Below are 16,010 nucleotides of genomic sequence, written 5' to 3'. Positions count from 1 at the left end.
ACGGCAGGGCGGTTGCAGGCGGAACTTTGCAGGCGGTTCTGGCGTTTATGTTGCGCAAAAGAGCAGCCAGAGACAGGAAATAATGAATTCTTCGAAACAGCCCGTTGCCGCGGTCCTTCAGGAAACCAGCCGCATTGTCCGCGAAAACGACGGGCCGGTCACTGTGGCCCGGCTGACAGAAGAGCTTGGCCACGGCTCGCTTTCGGCGGTTCTGGCGCTGCCGGCGCTGGCAGTGGTCTCGCCGCTGAGCGGGGTGCCGCTGTTTTCATCCGCCTGCGGCATCCTGATCTGCCTGGTGTCGGGACAGATGCTGTTGGGGCGGACGCATCTGTGGCTGCCGCAATGGCTGGGCCGCCGCAAGATCAAGGGCAAGGCCGTGCGTAAGATGGCCGCGGCCCTGCGCCGGACCGCGCAGTGGCTGGACCGGCATTCCGGGAAACGTCTGCCCGCGCTGGTGCGCCAGCCCTTTCTGACCATTATCCGGCTGGTCTGTCTGCTCTGCGGCGCGCTGATGCCGCTGCTGGAGATCGTGCCTTTTTCCTCTTCGCTGCTGGGGGCGGCTGTCAGCCTGCTGGCAGTGGCAATGCTGACACGCGACGGGCTGATTGCCTTGCTGACCCTGTCCGGGCTGGGTGCCGCCGCAACCGCGCTGGCGGCCGGGCTGATCTAACCCCGGCACCTTGCCTCAGACAGCCAAAAGGCCGGGCTCCGATCCGGAACCCGGCCTTGAAGGGCCGCCTGGCAGTTGAGTTTGCCCGAAACACCGGTACGAGGCAGGAAACCGGCAAAGGGACGGGGGGCAAACGGGCGGCTCTCAAGGGGACCTGCCGGCCCCCTTGAAACGGTGTGTGTTATTCAGACTGGTACTCCGGCAGAGCTTCCAGCTCTTCGCGGGTCAGGTGGGTCTTCACACGGATGTCGCCGTCCATCTTGCCAATGTCCAGATCACCCATGGTCAGCTCCACCGGCTTCTCGCCGATGCCAAGGAAACCGCCAACATCAATGATCACGGCTTCGACGCTGCCGCTGGTGTTGACGATTACCTGCGACACTTCGCCGATGTGTTCGTCATTGGAGTCATAGGTCCAGGCACCGGTCAGCGCCTCTGTGGTCATTTCGCCTTCAGCAAGCGCCTCCATGGCCGGGCCGTCCGCGTCAGGGTTGACGGCGTCCGACATGCTCTCAGCAGCGTTCTCGGTCTCGGTGGCCAGCTCGCTGGCTTCCTGCTCCACTTCTGCAGCGCCGGCTTCGGCTTCATCCGCCAGCTCAGCGGCGCCGGCTTCGGCTTCGTTCGCCAGCTCTTCGGCCTCGGCTTCGGCCTCATTGGCCAGCTCTTCGGCCTCTTGCTCCATGGTATCGGTGTCAGCCTGGGCCTCACCGGAGACATTTGCTTCGCCGGAAGCATCGGCTGCCGGGGTTTCCAGCTGAACTTCGGCCTCGGCGCTGCCGGAAGCTTCGGTTTCGGTGCCGGCAAAGGCGGGCACGGCGGTTGCGACGATCAGCGAAGTCGAAAGCATAAGATGTTTCATCGGATTGGTCTCCTGTCCAGTTTCACTCATCTGCGCGCTTGAGTTACAGCCACCCAACCCGCTCCGGCCCGTCTTGGTTCCCGCGCCGTGCAACTTTTTTTAGAATAACCGCGAGGTCGGATAAGTGCTGGCAAATTACCGCTCATCCCGGCGCTTACAGCCTGACAGGAGTGTTGCCCGAGCATGCCCAGCACGCTGCTGGCGCCGCGCGCGGACGGGTTTCCGGGCGGGGAAGCGTCCGGGCAAGGCAGGTCCCTTGCACGCACTCTGCAGGGGGGGGGAAGGGGCAAAGGCAGCCCATGCGGGCTGCCCTGGCCGGTTACCGGTGTTCGGGCGCTTCCGCCACGGCCGTATCCGGCGGCGGCACCAGCATGCGGCCGCACCACAGCAGCATCGGCAGCGCCACAATGGCACCCACCGGCCCCCAGATCCACAACCCGAAAACAATCGCCCAGAACACGATAAGCGGGTTGAGGTCCAGCTGGCGGCCGACAAAGGCTGGAGTGACAAATTGTGCCTCGGCCAGGTTCAGCCCGAGAAACACCAGAGGCGGCAGTAGCGCGCCTGCACCCCCGATCTGCGTCAGGCCTGCCACCGTCAGCCCGGCCAGCATGATCAGCGGGCCGAGATACAGGATAAAGTTCAGGATGGCCGCCGCCAGCCCCCAGATCCAGGCTCCCGGCAGGCCGATGAGCGCCAGCCCGGCGGCTGTGAGCAGGCCCAGGCCGCCGTTGACAATCGTGACCGCCGCAAAGTAGCGCGCCACCGCGCGCTCTGCCTGGAAAAACCGGGCGGCATAGCTGCCGGCCTGTTCGTACAGCTCATTCCGGGTCAGCACGAAGAAGAACAGCGTGCCGGCAAAGATGAAAATCTGCGCGCCGAAGTTCGGTGCCAGCCAGAGCGCATCCGTCAGCGTTGGCAGGCTGCCGCCTTCCTCCTCTGTCTCCGCATCCGCTGCGCCGATTGTTTCCTCGATTTCACTGCTGATGCTTTCAATCCCGCGCAGCAGGCCAGACACCATATCGAGCCAGCCGCGGATTTCGTATTTGATCTTGGGGACCTGGCTGGCCAGCGACGTCAGCAGCGGGTCCAGCGACAGGATCAGCAAGGCCAGCAGCGCTGTGGACAGCACCAGCAGGCTGCTGGCCACCACAACCCGGCTGACTCCGAACCGTTCCAGACGGTCAGCCAGCGGCGCCACCACAACGCCGACCACCAGGGCAAAAACACCTGGCGCCAGAACCGGCTTGGCGAGGTACATTGCTCCGCCCAGCAGGATCAGGGTGATGATCAGCAGCATAATCCGGACTGAGCGCTTGGCGATAACTGTTTGCCACATAATCTACTGCCCCGCGCAGATGTGTTGTCCGTGCAATCGAGCCTCTGGCCGCTGCAGGGCGGCTGCAGTGTGATCATTAGGCATTAAGGACCTCCCTGGTGACATTGGCCTTCTGGCCCCGTTCGCGCAAGCTGCCGCGTAAATTCTGCCGGACCGGATCATGCCGGTGCGGGCGCCTGCGGAGCGGGTTAGCGTACAAGCAGACGGGCCTGAAAGGATTGAGCGGTGCAGCCGCCTTCCGCGCCGATGGCGTGTCTGGCTTGCACTATCCCCCACCTGTTTCAGAAACCCCTCCGCTTTTAAGCAAACGCCGGCAGCCCCGGATCGGTTCCCTGGTGGCGTTGCGTTCGCAACCTGCGGTCAGCCCTGGGTAACCAGCTGATAGCCCGGGTGCGCCACAGCGCGCAGACTGGTGATCGGATCCTCGCCGATCCAGGTGGTGCGCTCCATGACAAACAAGGCGTCGCCGATCTTGCTCTGCAGCACCTCGCTGTCGCTTTCGGTGCCGGGGCGGGCATAGAGCCGCAGATCGCACCGGCTGTAGGGGCGGTTGCGGACCAGCCATTCATTTGCGCTTTCGCGGGTGAGGTCGACCGCTTCGATCTCGGGCACGGTTTCCAGGCAAATCCAGCGGTCTTCAAAAATATAGGGCCGGCTGTCGGCCAGATGCAGCGCCTCGACGCGCAGCATCGGGCGGGGCTCTGGCAGGCCGAAGTTGGCCATGATCGCCGGGGTGGTCGCCTGCACCGACTGGCGGATCAGCTGATACTGGTAGACGCTGCCCTTCTGTTCGACTTCCAGCCGTGTGATCGGGATATTCAGCGTCGCGCGGGTGACCGGATCGCGCCGCACCATCGTGCCGCCCTTGCGCCGCCGCTCCACCACGCCGCTTTCGGCCAAGTCGCGCATGGCGCGGTGCACGGTCGAGCGGGCGCAGCCGAACCGGGCTGCAAACTCTTCATCGCGCGGCAGCTTGTCTCCGGGTCCGTAGGTCGAATCCAGGATCATCTGCCGGATGCTGTCCCGGATCTCCGTCCAGGAGTGGCGCCGCTTCTCCGTCAAAATTCCTCTCCCAGGCCGCGCGGGACAATGTCTGCTGCCGCTCCATATTTCATCTTGCGCCGAAAGGCGAATGTGAACCGCGCAACCGTGATTGACAATAATATGTAGCTACATATTAATGTAAAGCACTTACAAAACAAGACTGAGTCTGCGCCACTGGCCCGCGGCCACCGCAGATCCACCGACAGACGGAGGAATGGAAACATGCAAAGACGGAAGTTTCTGCAAGCCGGTGCCATGGGCGCAGCGGCCACGGCGCTGGCCAGCCCCGCCATCGCCCAAGGCAAGATGCAGTGGAAGATGGTGACGGCCTGGCCGAAGAACCTGCCCGGGCCCGGCGTGGCGGCGCAGATGCTGGCCGACCGGATCACCACGCTTTCGGGCGGCCGGATTGAGGTCAAGCTGTTCGCCGCAGGCGAGCTGGTGCCGGGCCGCGGCGTATTTGATGCCGTGTCTGAGGGCACAGCCGAGCTGTATCACGCGGTGCCGGCCTACTGGGGCTCCAAGTCCAAAGGCATCCTGCTGTTCGGCTCGCAGCCCTTTGGCCTGCGCGCGGATGAGCAGTTCGGCTGGCTGTACCACGGCGGCGGTCAGGCGCTTTATGACGAGATGTACGGCCGTTTCGGCATCAAACCGTTCCTGTGCGGCAACTCCGGCCCGCAGTGGGGCGGCTGGTTCAAGACGGAGATCAACTCTGCCGAGGACCTGAAGGGGCTGAAGTTCCGCACCACCGGGCTGGCGTCGGAGATGGCCTCGAAACTGGGCATGGCGGCGGAGGCCACCAGCGGCCCGGCGATGTTCCAGGGCCTGCAGACCGGTGCGCTGGATGCCGGCGAATTCATCGGCCCCTGGACCGACAGCGCGCTGGGTTATTATCAGGTGGCCAAGAACTACTACTGGCCGGGTGTGGGCGAGCCGTCCTCGGCCGAGGAATGCGGTGTCAACGCCAATGCCTTTGCCGAACTGCCGGAAGATCTGAAGCAGGTTGTGTCGCTGGCGTGTGAAAGCCTCTACAATCCGGTCTGGACCGAATACACCACCAAACACGCCTTGGCGCTCAAGAAGATGGTGGATGAGGACGGCGTGCAGGTGAAGATGTTCCCTGAGGACGTGATCACCGCGATGGGCGCCGCCGCCAAAGAAGTGATTGCCGAGCTGCAGGAAGACGAAGACGAACTGGTGCGCCGCATCACCGAAAGCTTCCTGGCTTACCGCGAGAGTGTCGGCGGCTATATGACCTATGCCGACAACGGCCAGATGAACGCCCGCGCGTCAGTGATGGGCTACTGATCACTGCAACGGCTGCCGGCGCCCAGGGAGACCGGGCGCCGGCTTTTTGATGGGGAGAGACACAGGATGCTACGGGTTGCGGACGCGCTGGACGGTATCAACCGGGGCCTGGCGCTGGTGGTGCGGTGGCTGGCGCTGCTGATGGTGCTGGCGCAATTTGCCATCGTGGTCGGACGCTATGTGTTCGGGGTGAACTCCATCGCTGCGCAGGAGAGCGTCCTGTACATGCACGCGACCCTGTTCATGCTGGCGGCCGGTTACACGCTGCTGGTCGACAAGCATGTGCGCGTCGATGTGTTTTATGCGGGCCTCAGCCCCCGGGCCCAGCGCGGTATCGACATATTCGGCCATCTGGTCCTGCTGCTGCCGTCAATGGCTGCGCTGCTTTATTGGTCCTGGCCTTCGGTGCGCAATTCCTGGGCCATCCTCGAAGGCCCGATTGCCGTCGGCGGGCTTGAGGCCGTGTTCCTGCTGAAATCGCTGATCCCCGCCTTCTGCGTGCTGGTCATGCTGCAATCCATCGCCCTGCTGATCCGGCTGTTTTCGGAAAGATCCCCCCAATGACGGAATATCTCGACCTGGTCATGTTCGCGGCCCTGATGGCAGCGATCCTCATGGGGTTTCCGGTTGCTTTCTCCATTGCGGGCCTCGCCATCCTGTTCGCCTATCTTGGCTGGGCCCTGGGGGTGATGGATATCTCGCTGCTGGGGGCGTTGGGCCAGCGCGCATTCGGGCTGCTGAGCAACCAGGTGCTGATCGCAATTCCGCTGTTTGTGCTGATGGGCGCAATCCTGGAGAAAAGCCGCATCGCCGAAGAGCTGCTGGACACCATGGGGCGGCTGTTCGGGCAGCTCAAAGGCGGCTTGGGCATCTCGGTGGTGCTGGTGGGGGCGCTCTTGGCGGCCTCGACCGGGATTGTCGGCGCCACAGTGGTGGCGATGGGCATGATCGCCCTGCCCGCCATGCTGCGCGCGGGTTATGATCCGCGGGTGGCCTCCGGCATTGTCTGCACGGCCGGTACGCTGGGGCAGATCATCCCGCCCTCGACCCTGCTGATCATCCTCGCCGATGTTATGTCGAACGCCTATCAGCAGGCGCAGTACGAACAGGGCAAGTTCTCGGTTGAGGCATTGTCGGTGGGACAATTCTTTGCCGCGGCGCTGGTGCCGGGGCTGGTGCTGGTGGTGCTGTACCTCCTCTATATCCTGGTCCGGGGGGTCTTGCGGCCGCAGGACATGCCTTCAGCCCCGGCGGAAATGGCCCGCCCCGGCCGCGGCGAGGTCGTGCGCGCGGTGGTGCCGCCGATCCTGCTGATCTTTGCCGTGCTGGGTGCCATTCTCGGCGGCGTCGCAACCCCGACCGAGGCAGCCTCTGTCGGGGCCATCGGCGCGCTGCTGATGGCGGGGCTGCGCGCGGGCGGTCCGGTCCGGCTGATCCTGCTGGGCGCTGCCGCTCTGATCCTGCTGGGCATCCTGTCTGGCGTGCATCCCATCCGCCTGCAGCGCAGCGACCTCAGCAGCGGCGACTTTGCGGCGGGACTGTTCTATGCGCTGCTGACAGCTGTGGGGGCCATCGCGGTGATCGCCGCCCTGCGCAGCGGGCTGAAAAAGCGCATTCTGCATGAGGCCGTGACCTCCACCGCGACGATGACGGCGATGATCTTTGCCACCATCCTGGCCGCGGGCATGTTCTCGCTGGTGTTCATCGGGCTGGGCGGCGAGGAGCGGGTGGCGCACATTCTGGGCAACATGCCGGGCGGCCCGTCCGGGGCGCTGCTGTTCTGCATGCTGTTCATCTTCGTGCTCGGCTTCTTCCTCGACTTCGTCGAGATCTCGGTGATCGTGCTGCCGCTGGTCACGCCGACCCTGATCCTGATGGGGCACGATCCGGTTTGGCTGGGCATCCTGATCGCGATCAACCTGCAGACCAGTTTTCTGACCCCGCCGTTCGGCTTTTCGCTGTTCTACTTGCGCGGCGCGGCGCCGGAAGAGGTCACCACCCGCCACATCTATCAGGGGGTTGTGCCCTTCATCGGCTTGCAGGCGGTTGGGGTTCTGCTTGTCTGGCTGATCCCTGGCCTGGCGACCTGGCTGCCCGCCGCAATCTTCTGACCTGCCGCGCCCTCGCAGTATTTTCCGGTGTGAGGGCGCGCACCCGTGATGTGCCCGACTACTCTGCTGTGGGTGCCTTGCGCGGAGCAATCAGCTGCTCCCTGAGGCTCATCGGGGCGGCGGGCGGCTCATCAAAGTTCAGGCCTTCCTCTAGATGGCGCAGATGCTCATCTGCAAGCCGGACCAGCTCATCCGTGCTGCCAGCCGCCAGCGCGTCGACGATCCGGTCGTGTTCGTCCTCCGCGCAGGAGGAGCTGCCGGTGGGAGAATAAAGCCCCAAAATCAGCGTGCTGCGCATGGTCAGCTCTGACAGGAATCGCTCCAGCACCAAATTGCCGGCGATCTGCGCTATCCGCATGTGAAACTGCCGCGAGGCCCGCAGCTCGGCCGGTTTATCACCCGCCTTACGTGCCTCGGCTTCCTCCTGAATATTGCCGCGCAGGAATGTGATGTCCTCCGCTGAGGCCTGGCCGGAGGCATGCCGGGCAATGGTGCGCTCGATCGCGCGGCGGGCCTGGAAGATGTCGCGCGCCTCTTTCGGGGAGGGCGTCATCACAAAGGCGCCGCGGTTGGGGCGCAACTCCACCACCTGCTGTGCGGCCAGCGAGGCCAGCGCCCGGCGCACATTGGCGCGGTTGCAGGAAAACAGATCGCTCAGCGCCTGTTCGCCCAGCTTGGTTCCAGCCGGGAGGCGCTGCTCTGAAATCGCGTCGAGAATCGCATTCACGATCTGATCTTCGGGAGAATCCTTCATCGGGCCTCAAAAAGTTTTTCCTGCATTGCCGCAACTTAAGGAGCGTCAGGGCGCTTGGCAATGGCAGCCCGGGGTCGCCAGTCTTGACGTGTTATCAAATATTGTTAACAATAAATGACAACAAAGGAGGAGCGCATGAAAATCCTAGTCGTCAATCCCAACTCGACCGAGTCGATGACGCGGAAGATCGTTGAGGCCGCTGAGGCCGCCGCCAGCCCCGGCGTGACCATCGTGGGCGCAACCGCGGCCGGCGCCCCCGCCAGCATCGAGGGCCATTTCGACGAGGCGATGTCGCTTCCTGGCCTGCTGGCGCAGGTTGCGGCGGGCGAGGAACAGGGCGTGGACGGGATCGTCGTCGCCTGTTTCGACGACCCCGGCATCGGCGCCTGCCGCGAGCTGGCGACCGGCCCGGTTCTGGGCATTTGCGAAGCGGCGGTGAAGGCGGCGAGCATGCTGGCGACCTCCTTCACCGTGGTCACCACCCTGCCCCGCGCGGTGCCGGTGATCGAACATCTGATCCATGGATACGGCCTGTCGCATCAGTGCCGCCGGGTGCGCTCTGCCGCGATCCCGGTGCTGGCGCTGGAGGAGGAAGGCTCAGACGCGCGGGAGAAGATCCGCGCCGAGATCCTGCGCGCCATTGAGGAGGATCATTGCGAGGCGGTTGTGCTGGGCTGTGCCGGCATGGCCGATCTCACCGCCTGTCTGAGCCAGGAGACGGGCATTCCCGTCATCGACGGGGTCAGCGCGGCAACGCGGATGATCGAGGCGCTTGCAGGCTGCGGCCTGCGGACCAGCAAGATCAACGCCTACGCGCGCCCCAACCGGAAATAATGGTATCGTCAGGGAGGACAACATGACCATGAATGCAGAACTGGAAGCCGTCGTCGAAGGCGGCGGCATCGCGGAACACGGCGGCAAGGGGATCGGGGAGGAGAGCCTTGCACCACAGAAAACGCGGATCATGGATCCGTGGTCCTATTTGTTTGCCTGGCTCGGCGGCTGTGTGTCGATCGGCACATTCACCATCGGCTCCGGCCTGGTGGGCACGCTGAACCTGCTGCAGACTTTTGTCGCCATTGCCATCGGCTGCACCGTGATCGGCATCGCGCTGATGATCAACGGCCAGGCGGGCCACAAATACGGCATTCCCTTCATGGTACAGGCGCGCTCTGCCTTCGGATTTGCCGGCACCCGGCTGCCCGCGCTGGTGCGCTCGGTGCCCGCCATTGTGTGGTTCGGCTTCCAAAGCTGGATCGGCGCCGGGGCGCTGAACCTCGTCTCCGATACGATGTTCGGCTATGATAACATCGTGGTGTTCTTTATCGGCTTCCAGCTGTTGCAGATCGGCCTGTCGGTGCTGGGATTCCATGGTATCAAATGGCTGGAGAACATCGGCTCCGTCTTCATCATCGGCTCGCTGGTCTACATGTTCTTCAGCGTGATCAGCAAATACGGCGAGGAGATCTCCGCCAATCTGGTCAACGTCGAAGGCACCTGGGGTGCGCCCTTCTGGGGAGCCACCATGCTTTTCCTGGGCATCTACAGCACCATGATGCTGAACGTCTCGGACTATTCGCGCGAGCTGCGCCAGAACGTCGGCCCGTTCCGCCAAGTGGCGATCTATGCCAACTCGATCCTGCCTGCGACGCTGTTCATGGGGCTGATCGGCCTGATGGTCTCCGGCGCCACCGGCGAGGTTGACCCGATCAAGGTGTTCTCCAGCGCCGTCGACAACAAGCCGCTCCTGGTCATAACCCTGCTGTTCATCGCCTTTGCGCAGGTCACCACCAATATCCTGAACAACGTTGTGCCGCCGGCCTATGCGCTGATGGATATTTTCAAGATCAAGTTCAAGACCTCGGCTGTGATCGTCGGCCTGCTGGCCTTTGCCACCTTCCCCTGGGAGCTGGTGAAGGACGAATCCGCCGCTGGCCTCAGCCTGTTTATCCAGACCTATTCCGCCTTCCTGGGCCCGATCTTTGCGATCCTGGTGGTGGACTATTTCGTCCTGCGCAAGCAGGAACTGGATCTGGATAAGCTCTATGATGAGAACGGCCCCTACCAAGGCGTCAACTGGGCCGCGGTGATTGCCATGGGGATCGGGGTTGCAGCAGCGCTGATCTTCTCCGGCATCTCATGGTACGCCAGCCTGCTGCCTGCTGGTCTGTCCTATTACCTGCTGATGCAGCACCTGCCGGCCGCCAAGCGGTTCATGAGCTGACCGCACGGCAACACGCTTGAGGGAGGGCTCCGCTGCTGGCGGAGCCTTCTCTCTTTGTGCGCACTGTGCATGGCACCTTGTCAGGTGACCGGTCCGGTAAGATTCCCCCCAAAGGGGCTGCCCGCGGGTGCATCCCATCCTTTTACATGCGTATACATACTTTAAGGTAGCCAGTGAGTGCTGCATCACCTTCTTCATTGGGAGCTCTCAAAGTGCTTTTAAATTTGCAAATTCATGTATATTTTGAAACCAGTGCTTCACCGGACGCACAAAAGCGGCATTCAGACCGCGCACAACGGGAGAAATAGTATGACTGCAGCCAATGCATTGGACGGCCTGGGCGCGATGATCCTGTCCGGACAGGTCGAAGTGGTGGACTGTTCCGGCACCTTGGGCCCCGAGACGCCGATCCTGCGCCTGCCCGAGGATTTTGCCAAGAACACACCCAAAGTCGAAATCCACAAGATCAGTGAATATGACGAGGACGGCCCGTTCTTTGCCTGGAACTGGATGGTTCTGGGGGAGCATTCCGGCACCCATTTCGACGCCCCGCACCACTGGATCACCGGCAAGGACTATAGCGACGGTTATACCGATACGCTGGATGTGCAGCGCCTGGTGGCGCCGGTCAATGTGATCGACTGCTCCAAGGAAAGCGCCGAAAACCCGGACTTTCTGCTGACGGCAGACCTGATCAGGGCCTGGGAGGCGGAGCACGGTGAGATCGGCGCGGGGGAATGGGTGGTGATGCGCACCGATTGGGACAAGCGCGCAGATGACGAAGACGCCTTTTTGAACGCGGATGACACAGGCCCGCACAGCCCCGGGCCGACCCCGGATGCGGTAGAATACCTGCTGTCGAAGAAAATCGTGGGCTGGGGCAGCCAGTGCATCGGCACGGATGCAGGCCAGGCCGGCGGGATGGAGCCGCCCTACCCGGCCCACAACCTGCTGCACCGGGACAACTGCTTTGGCTTGGCCTCGCTGGCCAATCTGGACAAGCTGCCGCCCAAAGGCGCGCTGCTGATTGCAGCTCCGCTCAAGATCAAGCGCGGCACCGGCAGTCCGATCCGGGCCCTAGCTCTGGTCCCGCGGGGCTGAGGCAGGTAACGCGCCCGCATCAGCCCCGGCGCCGGTGCCTGTATGCAGGCGCTGGCTCCGGCACTCAATTGGCGTAAAGGAAGGATGCATGACTGCAAATGAAGCCGCAGCTCCGCAGGTTGCTGCAGAAGAGAGCCCCCCGCTGCCGCGGCTGGGGGAGATCGGGTTGGAGAACTTCCCGCCTTATTTGATGAACCGCATCATGGGCCGCTATAACGCGGCTCTGCGCGAGGAAATGGCGGCGCATGGGCTGACCACCGCCAAAATGCGGGCCTTGGCGGTTCTGTCGGTGCTGGACGGGCTGCTGATCCGCGACTTGTCCGTCTACGCAGTGGTGGAGCAATCCACCCTCAGCCGTGCGCTGGATGCGCTGGAGCGCGACGGGCTGGTTCAGCGCAAAACCGATCCCGATGACAGCCGCGCCACCCGCATTGTCATGACGCCGAAGGGCCGCGAAACCCACGAGGGGCTTTGGCCGCATGTGGCGGAGGCCTGTGCGCAGATGTTCAAGTGCATAGACCCGGAAGAACAGCGCGCCTTTACCGCCACGCTGCAGAAAATCCTGCACAACGTGCGGGTGAATCAATTCTAATCCCGGACCCCATCCAAGGAGGCGCCAATGGCCGAAAGATCGTTCAAGGCTGAGGTCGAGCACCTGCGCCAAGGTGCAGGCACCAGCTTCACCGGCGAGGGCATTCTGGCCATCACCAAGGCGCTTCTTGAAAACGGCGTGGGTTACGTCGGCGGCTACCAGGGCGCTCCGATTTCGCATCTGATGGATGTGCTGGCCGACGCCGAGGACCTGTTGGACGAGCTGGGCGTGCGGTATGAGGCCAACGCCTCGGAGGCGGCCGCCGCGGCGATGCTGGCGGCCTCGGTCCACTACCCGATCCGCGGCGCGGTGACCTTCAAGGGCTCGGTCGGTGTCAACGTGGCCTCTGACGCGCTGGCCAACCTCGCCTCCTCCGGCGTCACTGGCGGAGCGATCATCATCGTCGGCGAGGATTACGGCGAAGGCTCCTCGATCATGCAGGAGCGCTCTTATGCCTTTGCGATGAAATCGCAGTTCTGGCTGCTGGATCCACGGCCGAACCTGCCGTCGATTGTGAAGGCAGTGGGTGACAGCTTTGCGCTGTCGGAGGCGTCAAACACGCCGGTCATGCTGATGGTGCGGATCCGCTCCTGCCATGTGACCGGCACTTTCGACTGCCGCGACAACCAGCCGCCGCCGCTGACCGTGCGCGAGGCGCTGTCCAGCCCGCAGCGCGATTTCAAGCGTGTGGTGCTGCCGCCGATGTCCTATCAGCACGAGCACGACAAGATCGAAAACCGATGGCCCGCGGCGGAGAAGTTCATTCTGGAAAACGGGTTGAACGAACGGTTCGGGCCGCAGGACGGCAAGGCCGGGCTGATTTGCCTGGGCGGCATGTACAACAGCGTGATCCGCGCTCTGCAGCGCCTGGGGCTGGCAGATGTCAGCGGCAACACCGAGGTGCCGCTTTATGTGATGAACGTGGCCTATCCGCTGGTGCAGAGCGACCTTTTGGACTTCTGCGCGGTCAAGGACGCGGTGCTGATGATCGAGGAAGGCCAGCCAGAGTTCATCGAGCAGCAGCTAGGCAACATGCTGTTCAAGGCGGGCAGCCAGACCAAGCTTGAGGGCAAGGGCATCTTCCCCAAGGCCGGCGAATACACCGGCCAAGTGATGATGGACGGGCTGGACGACTTCTTCCGCAAGCATGCCGCCCATTTGCTGCCCGGCCAGGTGCTGGCCCCCAACGAACCGGTGCCGGAGGTTCCAGACCTGAGCGCCACCGTGCCGATCCGTCCGCCGGGGTTCTGCACCGGCTGCCCGGAGCGGCCGATCTTTGCTTCGATGAAGCTGGTCGAGCAGGAACTGGGCAAGCATCAGATTTCGGCAGACATCGGCTGCCACCTGTTTGCAGCGCTGCCGCCGTTTGAGATCGGCGGGCAGACAATGGGGTACGGTCTGGGACCGGCCTCGAACGCGGCGTTCGACGGCGGCGGTGACAAGCGCGCAATCTCGATCCTGGGCGACGGCGGGTTCTGGCACAACGGGCTCAGCACTTCGATCGGCAACATGGTGTTCAACAAGTCGGACAGTGTGGCGATCATCGTCGACAACTACTATTCGGCCGCTACCGGCGGCCAGGATATTCCGTCGAGCCGCGCCAAGAATGCCACCAAGGCGACGAACAACCCGATCACCAAGGCGCTGGAAGGTGCGGGCGTCAAATGGATCCGGCAGATCGACCGGACCTATGACGTCACAAAGATGCGTGAGACCATCCGCGAGGCGCTGACCACCGATTACGACGGCCCCAAGGTGATCGTTGCCTCCTCCGAATGCATGCTGAACCGGCAGCGCCGCGAAAAGCCGCAGCGCAACAAGGCGATCAAAGACGGTGCGCGGGTGGAGATCCCCCGCTTTGGCGTGGATGAAGACGTCTGCACCGGCGATCACGCCTGCATCCGCCTGTCCGGCTGCCCGTCGCTGTCGCTGAAAACGCTGGACGATCCGCTGCGCGACGATCCCGTGGCGCATATCGACCAGTCCTGCGTCGGCTGCGGCAACTGCGGCGAGGTGGCCGATGCGGCGATCCTTTGCCCCTCTTTTTATGAGGCGCGCGTGGTGCATAACCCCAGCGGCTTTGAACGCTGGGCAGCTGAATTGCGCAGCCGTGTTATCTACTGGCTTCAGACCCGCCGCGCAGCGCGGCGCCTTACATTCACCGGCACCGCTCCCGGGAGGATTGCACCATGACCATCGAAATACCGGTCCGCCCTCAACCGGCCGATCCGCGCCTGCAGGGCGTCATCAAGGTGGCCATTCTTGCCGTCGGCGGACAGGGCGGCGGAGTGCTGACCAACTGGATCGAGTCGCTTGCCCGCAGCCAGGGCTACAGTGCCCAGGCCACCAGCGTTGCCGGCGTCGCCCAGCGCACCGGCGCGACCATCTACTATATCGAGATGGCGCCGGGCAGCGTGCCGCATCCTGTATTTTCGCTTGCGCCGGCGCCAGGCGACGTGGACGTGATGATCGCCGCCGAGATGATGGAGGCCGGCCGTGCCATCATGCGCGGCTTTGTGACCCCGGACCGCACCACGCTGGTCGCCTCGACCCACCGCGCGCTGGCCGTGTCTGAAAAGATGGTTCCCGGAGACGGTATCGCCGATGCCGATGAGGTGCGCGCAGCCGCCGAAACCGCGGCCCAAAAGCTGGTGATGGCCGACATGGACAGCGCCGCGGTGCGGGTGGGATCGGTGATCTCTGCCTCGCTGTTCGGCGCCTTGGCCGGCTCAGGCGCCCTGCCCTTCCCCCGGGCCGCGTTCGAGGACGCAATCCGCGCCAGCGGCAAAGGTGTCGAGGCCAGCCTGCGGGCCTTTGCCGCCGGTTTCGACTTGGCGGAGCACGGCGAGCAGCCGGAAGCCGCATCCGCGGAAGAAGCCCCAGCAAAGGCGGCGGGTCCACACAAGGCCTTGGACGCCTGGAACGGGCTGATGGCGCGGGTTTCCCGGTTTCCGGCAGGCGTGCAGGAAACGGCTGTGCCGGGGCTGCGCAAGGTGGTGGACTTTCAGGACACGGATTACGGCGCCGAATACCTGGACAGGCTGCAGGGCGTGCTGGACCGCGACAGCGCGGACCAGGGATACGCGCTTGGCCGCGAGGCGGCGAAATATATCGCCAATGCAATGGCATACGACGACGTGATCCGGGTTGCCGACCTTAAGACCCGCAGCAGCCGCTTTGACCGCATCGAGGGTCAGATGGGGTCGCAAGGCAAACTGATGACACTCACCGACTACCTGCATCCCCGCGCCGAGGAGATTGCGGGCTTGCTCCCCGCACGCCTGGGAACCAAGGTGGAAAACAGCCCGAAGTGGATGGCCAGACTCGACAGGCTGTTCAATAAGGGCCGCCGCATCCGCACGGACAGCCTCCGCGGTTTTGTGATGCTCTATATTCTGGGCGGGTTGCGCGGCTGGCGCCGCCTAAGCCTGCGACACGCGCAGGAGCAGGCGCATCTGGACAAATGGCTGGCCGCCGCGCTTGACCACCTGCCGCGCAGCTATGGCATGGCAGTCGAGATAATCCGCTGCCGCCGCCTGATCAAAGGGTATTCGGACACGCACGCCCGCGGTCTTTCCAAATTCGACAAGGTGATGCAGGGCGCCCGCATGGTGGCCGCCCGTGATGATGGGCCGCAATGGGTCGCCCGCCTGCGCGAGGCTGCTTTGCAGGACGAAAAGGGAGAGGCCTTGGACGGTGCGCTTAGAACCATCCGGAGCTTCGCTGCGTAGCCGGGTCAAGGCAGCCGGCAGGTTGCGGGTCTGCCGCTCCCCGCAGCGTCCGCCTCAAGCCGTGAGCACTTGAGGCGGCACGCTCAAGACCCGGGTAAGCGGCTTTTACACCGGTCAAATGAGGTCATCTGCCGTGAACACCCGAATCACCCGGACCACCAGCCGCCTGAGGCAGCTGTACTTTCAAACTTTTTAATGCGTTTGCATATAAACTTACTTGAAGCTTAAAACTTCGTGCTTGAAGGTGAGACAGCCTGGACCTAGGCTTTTTCAAAGG

At 63.6% G+C, this 16,010-nt stretch carries 14 protein-coding genes; 10 read left to right on the top strand and 4 right to left on the bottom strand.

Features of this window, described 5'->3' with window-relative positions:
• Positions 1-82 precede the first annotated feature (82 nt).
• A complete protein-coding gene (locus CAER_RS0115870) occupies positions 83-670 on the top strand; it encodes an exopolysaccharide biosynthesis protein (RefSeq protein WP_027236289.1) in 588 nt (195 codons plus the stop codon).
• 181 nt (positions 671-851) lie between these two features.
• Here the strand turns inward: CAER_RS0115870 and CAER_RS28065 are convergent, their stop codons facing one another.
• The 3 genes from CAER_RS28065 to CAER_RS0115855 all read right to left on the bottom strand — a co-directional run bounded on the left by CAER_RS28065 (position 852) and on the right by CAER_RS0115855 (position 3,930).
• The gene (locus CAER_RS28065) at positions 852-1,529 is read right to left on the bottom strand and encodes a PRC-barrel domain-containing protein (RefSeq protein ID WP_084299559.1); all 678 of its coding nucleotides are present in this window, start codon (positions 1,527-1,529) and stop codon (positions 852-854) included.
• Positions 1,530-1,848: 319 nt separating this feature from the next.
• The gene (locus CAER_RS28060; protein WP_036797347.1) at positions 1,849-2,868 is read right to left on the bottom strand and encodes an AI-2E family transporter; all 1,020 of its coding nucleotides are present in this window, start codon (positions 2,866-2,868) and stop codon (positions 1,849-1,851) included.
• Positions 2,869-3,228: 360 nt separating this feature from the next.
• Positions 3,229-3,930: a GntR family transcriptional regulator gene (locus CAER_RS0115855; protein ID WP_027236287.1), complete on the bottom strand. Its 702-nt coding sequence runs from the start codon at positions 3,928-3,930 to the stop codon at positions 3,229-3,231.
• A gap of 204 nt (positions 3,931-4,134) precedes the next feature.
• Between CAER_RS0115855 and CAER_RS0115850 the strand changes: the two genes are divergently transcribed.
• The 3 genes from CAER_RS0115850 (at position 4,135) to CAER_RS0115840 (ending at position 7,331) form a co-directional block, all read left to right on the top strand.
• Positions 4,135-5,220, top strand: a complete 1,086-nt coding sequence (locus CAER_RS0115850) for a TRAP transporter substrate-binding protein (RefSeq protein WP_027236286.1) — start codon at positions 4,135-4,137, stop codon at positions 5,218-5,220.
• A gap of 66 nt (positions 5,221-5,286) precedes the next feature.
• On the top strand, positions 5,287-5,784 hold the full coding sequence (locus tag CAER_RS0115845) for a TRAP transporter small permease subunit (protein ID WP_027236285.1): 498 nt from the start codon (positions 5,287-5,289) through the stop codon (positions 5,782-5,784).
• A complete protein-coding gene (locus tag CAER_RS0115840; protein ID WP_027236284.1) occupies positions 5,781-7,331 on the top strand; it encodes a TRAP transporter large permease in 1,551 nt (516 codons plus the stop codon). Before CAER_RS0115845 ends, CAER_RS0115840 begins: the two co-directional genes overlap by 4 nt.
• A 58-nt stretch (positions 7,332-7,389) precedes the next feature.
• Here CAER_RS0115840 and CAER_RS0115835 read toward each other — a convergent pair whose 3' ends face one another.
• Positions 7,390-8,085 (bottom strand): GntR family transcriptional regulator, encoded by a 696-nt coding sequence (locus CAER_RS0115835; protein ID WP_027236283.1) that lies wholly within the window; start codon positions 8,083-8,085, stop codon positions 7,390-7,392.
• Positions 8,086-8,220: 135 nt separating this feature from the next.
• Between CAER_RS0115835 and CAER_RS0115830 the strand changes: the two genes are divergently transcribed.
• The 6 genes from CAER_RS0115830 to CAER_RS0115805 all read left to right on the top strand — a co-directional run bounded on the left by CAER_RS0115830 (position 8,221) and on the right by CAER_RS0115805 (position 15,733).
• A complete protein-coding gene (locus CAER_RS0115830; RefSeq protein ID WP_027236282.1) occupies positions 8,221-8,919 on the top strand; it encodes an aspartate/glutamate racemase family protein in 699 nt (232 codons plus the stop codon).
• 22 nt (positions 8,920-8,941) lie between these two features.
• Positions 8,942-10,309, top strand: coding sequence for an NCS1 family transporter (locus CAER_RS0115825; RefSeq protein WP_209320203.1), 1,368 nt, complete (start codon positions 8,942-8,944; stop codon positions 10,307-10,309).
• Positions 10,310-10,618: 309 nt separating this feature from the next.
• Positions 10,619-11,410, top strand: coding sequence for a cyclase family protein (locus CAER_RS0115820; protein ID WP_027236280.1), 792 nt, complete (start codon positions 10,619-10,621; stop codon positions 11,408-11,410).
• A gap of 88 nt (positions 11,411-11,498) precedes the next feature.
• A complete protein-coding gene (locus CAER_RS0115815; RefSeq protein ID WP_027236279.1) occupies positions 11,499-12,002 on the top strand; it encodes a MarR family winged helix-turn-helix transcriptional regulator in 504 nt (167 codons plus the stop codon).
• A 27-nt stretch (positions 12,003-12,029) separates the two neighbouring features.
• Positions 12,030-14,195, top strand: coding sequence for a thiamine pyrophosphate-dependent enzyme (locus CAER_RS0115810; RefSeq protein ID WP_027236278.1), 2,166 nt, complete (start codon positions 12,030-12,032; stop codon positions 14,193-14,195).
• Positions 14,192-15,733 carry an indolepyruvate oxidoreductase subunit beta family protein gene (locus CAER_RS0115805; RefSeq protein WP_027236277.1) on the top strand — a complete coding sequence of 514 codons (1,542 nt, stop codon included), beginning with the start codon at positions 14,192-14,194 and terminating at the stop codon, positions 15,731-15,733. The genes CAER_RS0115810 and CAER_RS0115805 overlap by 4 nt, the downstream gene beginning before the upstream one ends.
• The last annotated feature ends 277 nt before the right edge of the window (positions 15,734-16,010 follow it).

This window comes from Leisingera caerulea DSM 24564, from assembly GCF_000473325.1.
Lineage (GTDB): Bacteria > Pseudomonadota > Alphaproteobacteria > Rhodobacterales > Rhodobacteraceae > Leisingera > Leisingera caerulea.
This window is presented reverse-complemented; position numbering and strand designations above follow the sequence as displayed.

Excerpts from the sequence above, each read along its gene's own strand:
- CAER_RS0115870 (WP_027236289.1), top strand. The coding sequence starts at position 83 with ATGAATTCTTCGAAACAGCCCGTTGCCGCGGTCCTTCAGGAAACCAGC.
- CAER_RS28065 (WP_084299559.1), bottom strand. The coding sequence starts at position 1,529 with ATGAAACATCTTATGCTTTCGACTTCGCTGATCGTCGCAACCGCCGTG.
- CAER_RS28060 (WP_036797347.1), bottom strand. The coding sequence starts at position 2,868 with ATGTGGCAAACAGTTATCGCCAAGCGCTCAGTCCGGATTATGCTGCTG.
- CAER_RS0115850 (WP_027236286.1), top strand. The coding sequence starts at position 4,135 with ATGCAAAGACGGAAGTTTCTGCAAGCCGGTGCCATGGGCGCAGCGGCC.
- CAER_RS0115845 (WP_027236285.1), top strand. The coding sequence starts at position 5,287 with ATGCTACGGGTTGCGGACGCGCTGGACGGTATCAACCGGGGCCTGGCG.
- CAER_RS0115840 (WP_027236284.1), top strand. The coding sequence starts at position 5,781 with ATGACGGAATATCTCGACCTGGTCATGTTCGCGGCCCTGATGGCAGCG.
- CAER_RS0115835 (WP_027236283.1), bottom strand. The coding sequence starts at position 8,085 with ATGAAGGATTCTCCCGAAGATCAGATCGTGAATGCGATTCTCGACGCG.
- CAER_RS0115830 (WP_027236282.1), top strand. The coding sequence starts at position 8,221 with ATGAAAATCCTAGTCGTCAATCCCAACTCGACCGAGTCGATGACGCGG.
- CAER_RS0115825 (WP_209320203.1), top strand. The coding sequence starts at position 8,942 with ATGACCATGAATGCAGAACTGGAAGCCGTCGTCGAAGGCGGCGGCATC.
- CAER_RS0115820 (WP_027236280.1), top strand. The coding sequence starts at position 10,619 with ATGACTGCAGCCAATGCATTGGACGGCCTGGGCGCGATGATCCTGTCC.
- CAER_RS0115815 (WP_027236279.1), top strand. The coding sequence starts at position 11,499 with ATGACTGCAAATGAAGCCGCAGCTCCGCAGGTTGCTGCAGAAGAGAGC.
- CAER_RS0115810 (WP_027236278.1), top strand. The coding sequence starts at position 12,030 with ATGGCCGAAAGATCGTTCAAGGCTGAGGTCGAGCACCTGCGCCAAGGT.
- CAER_RS0115805 (WP_027236277.1), top strand. The coding sequence starts at position 14,192 with ATGACCATCGAAATACCGGTCCGCCCTCAACCGGCCGATCCGCGCCTG.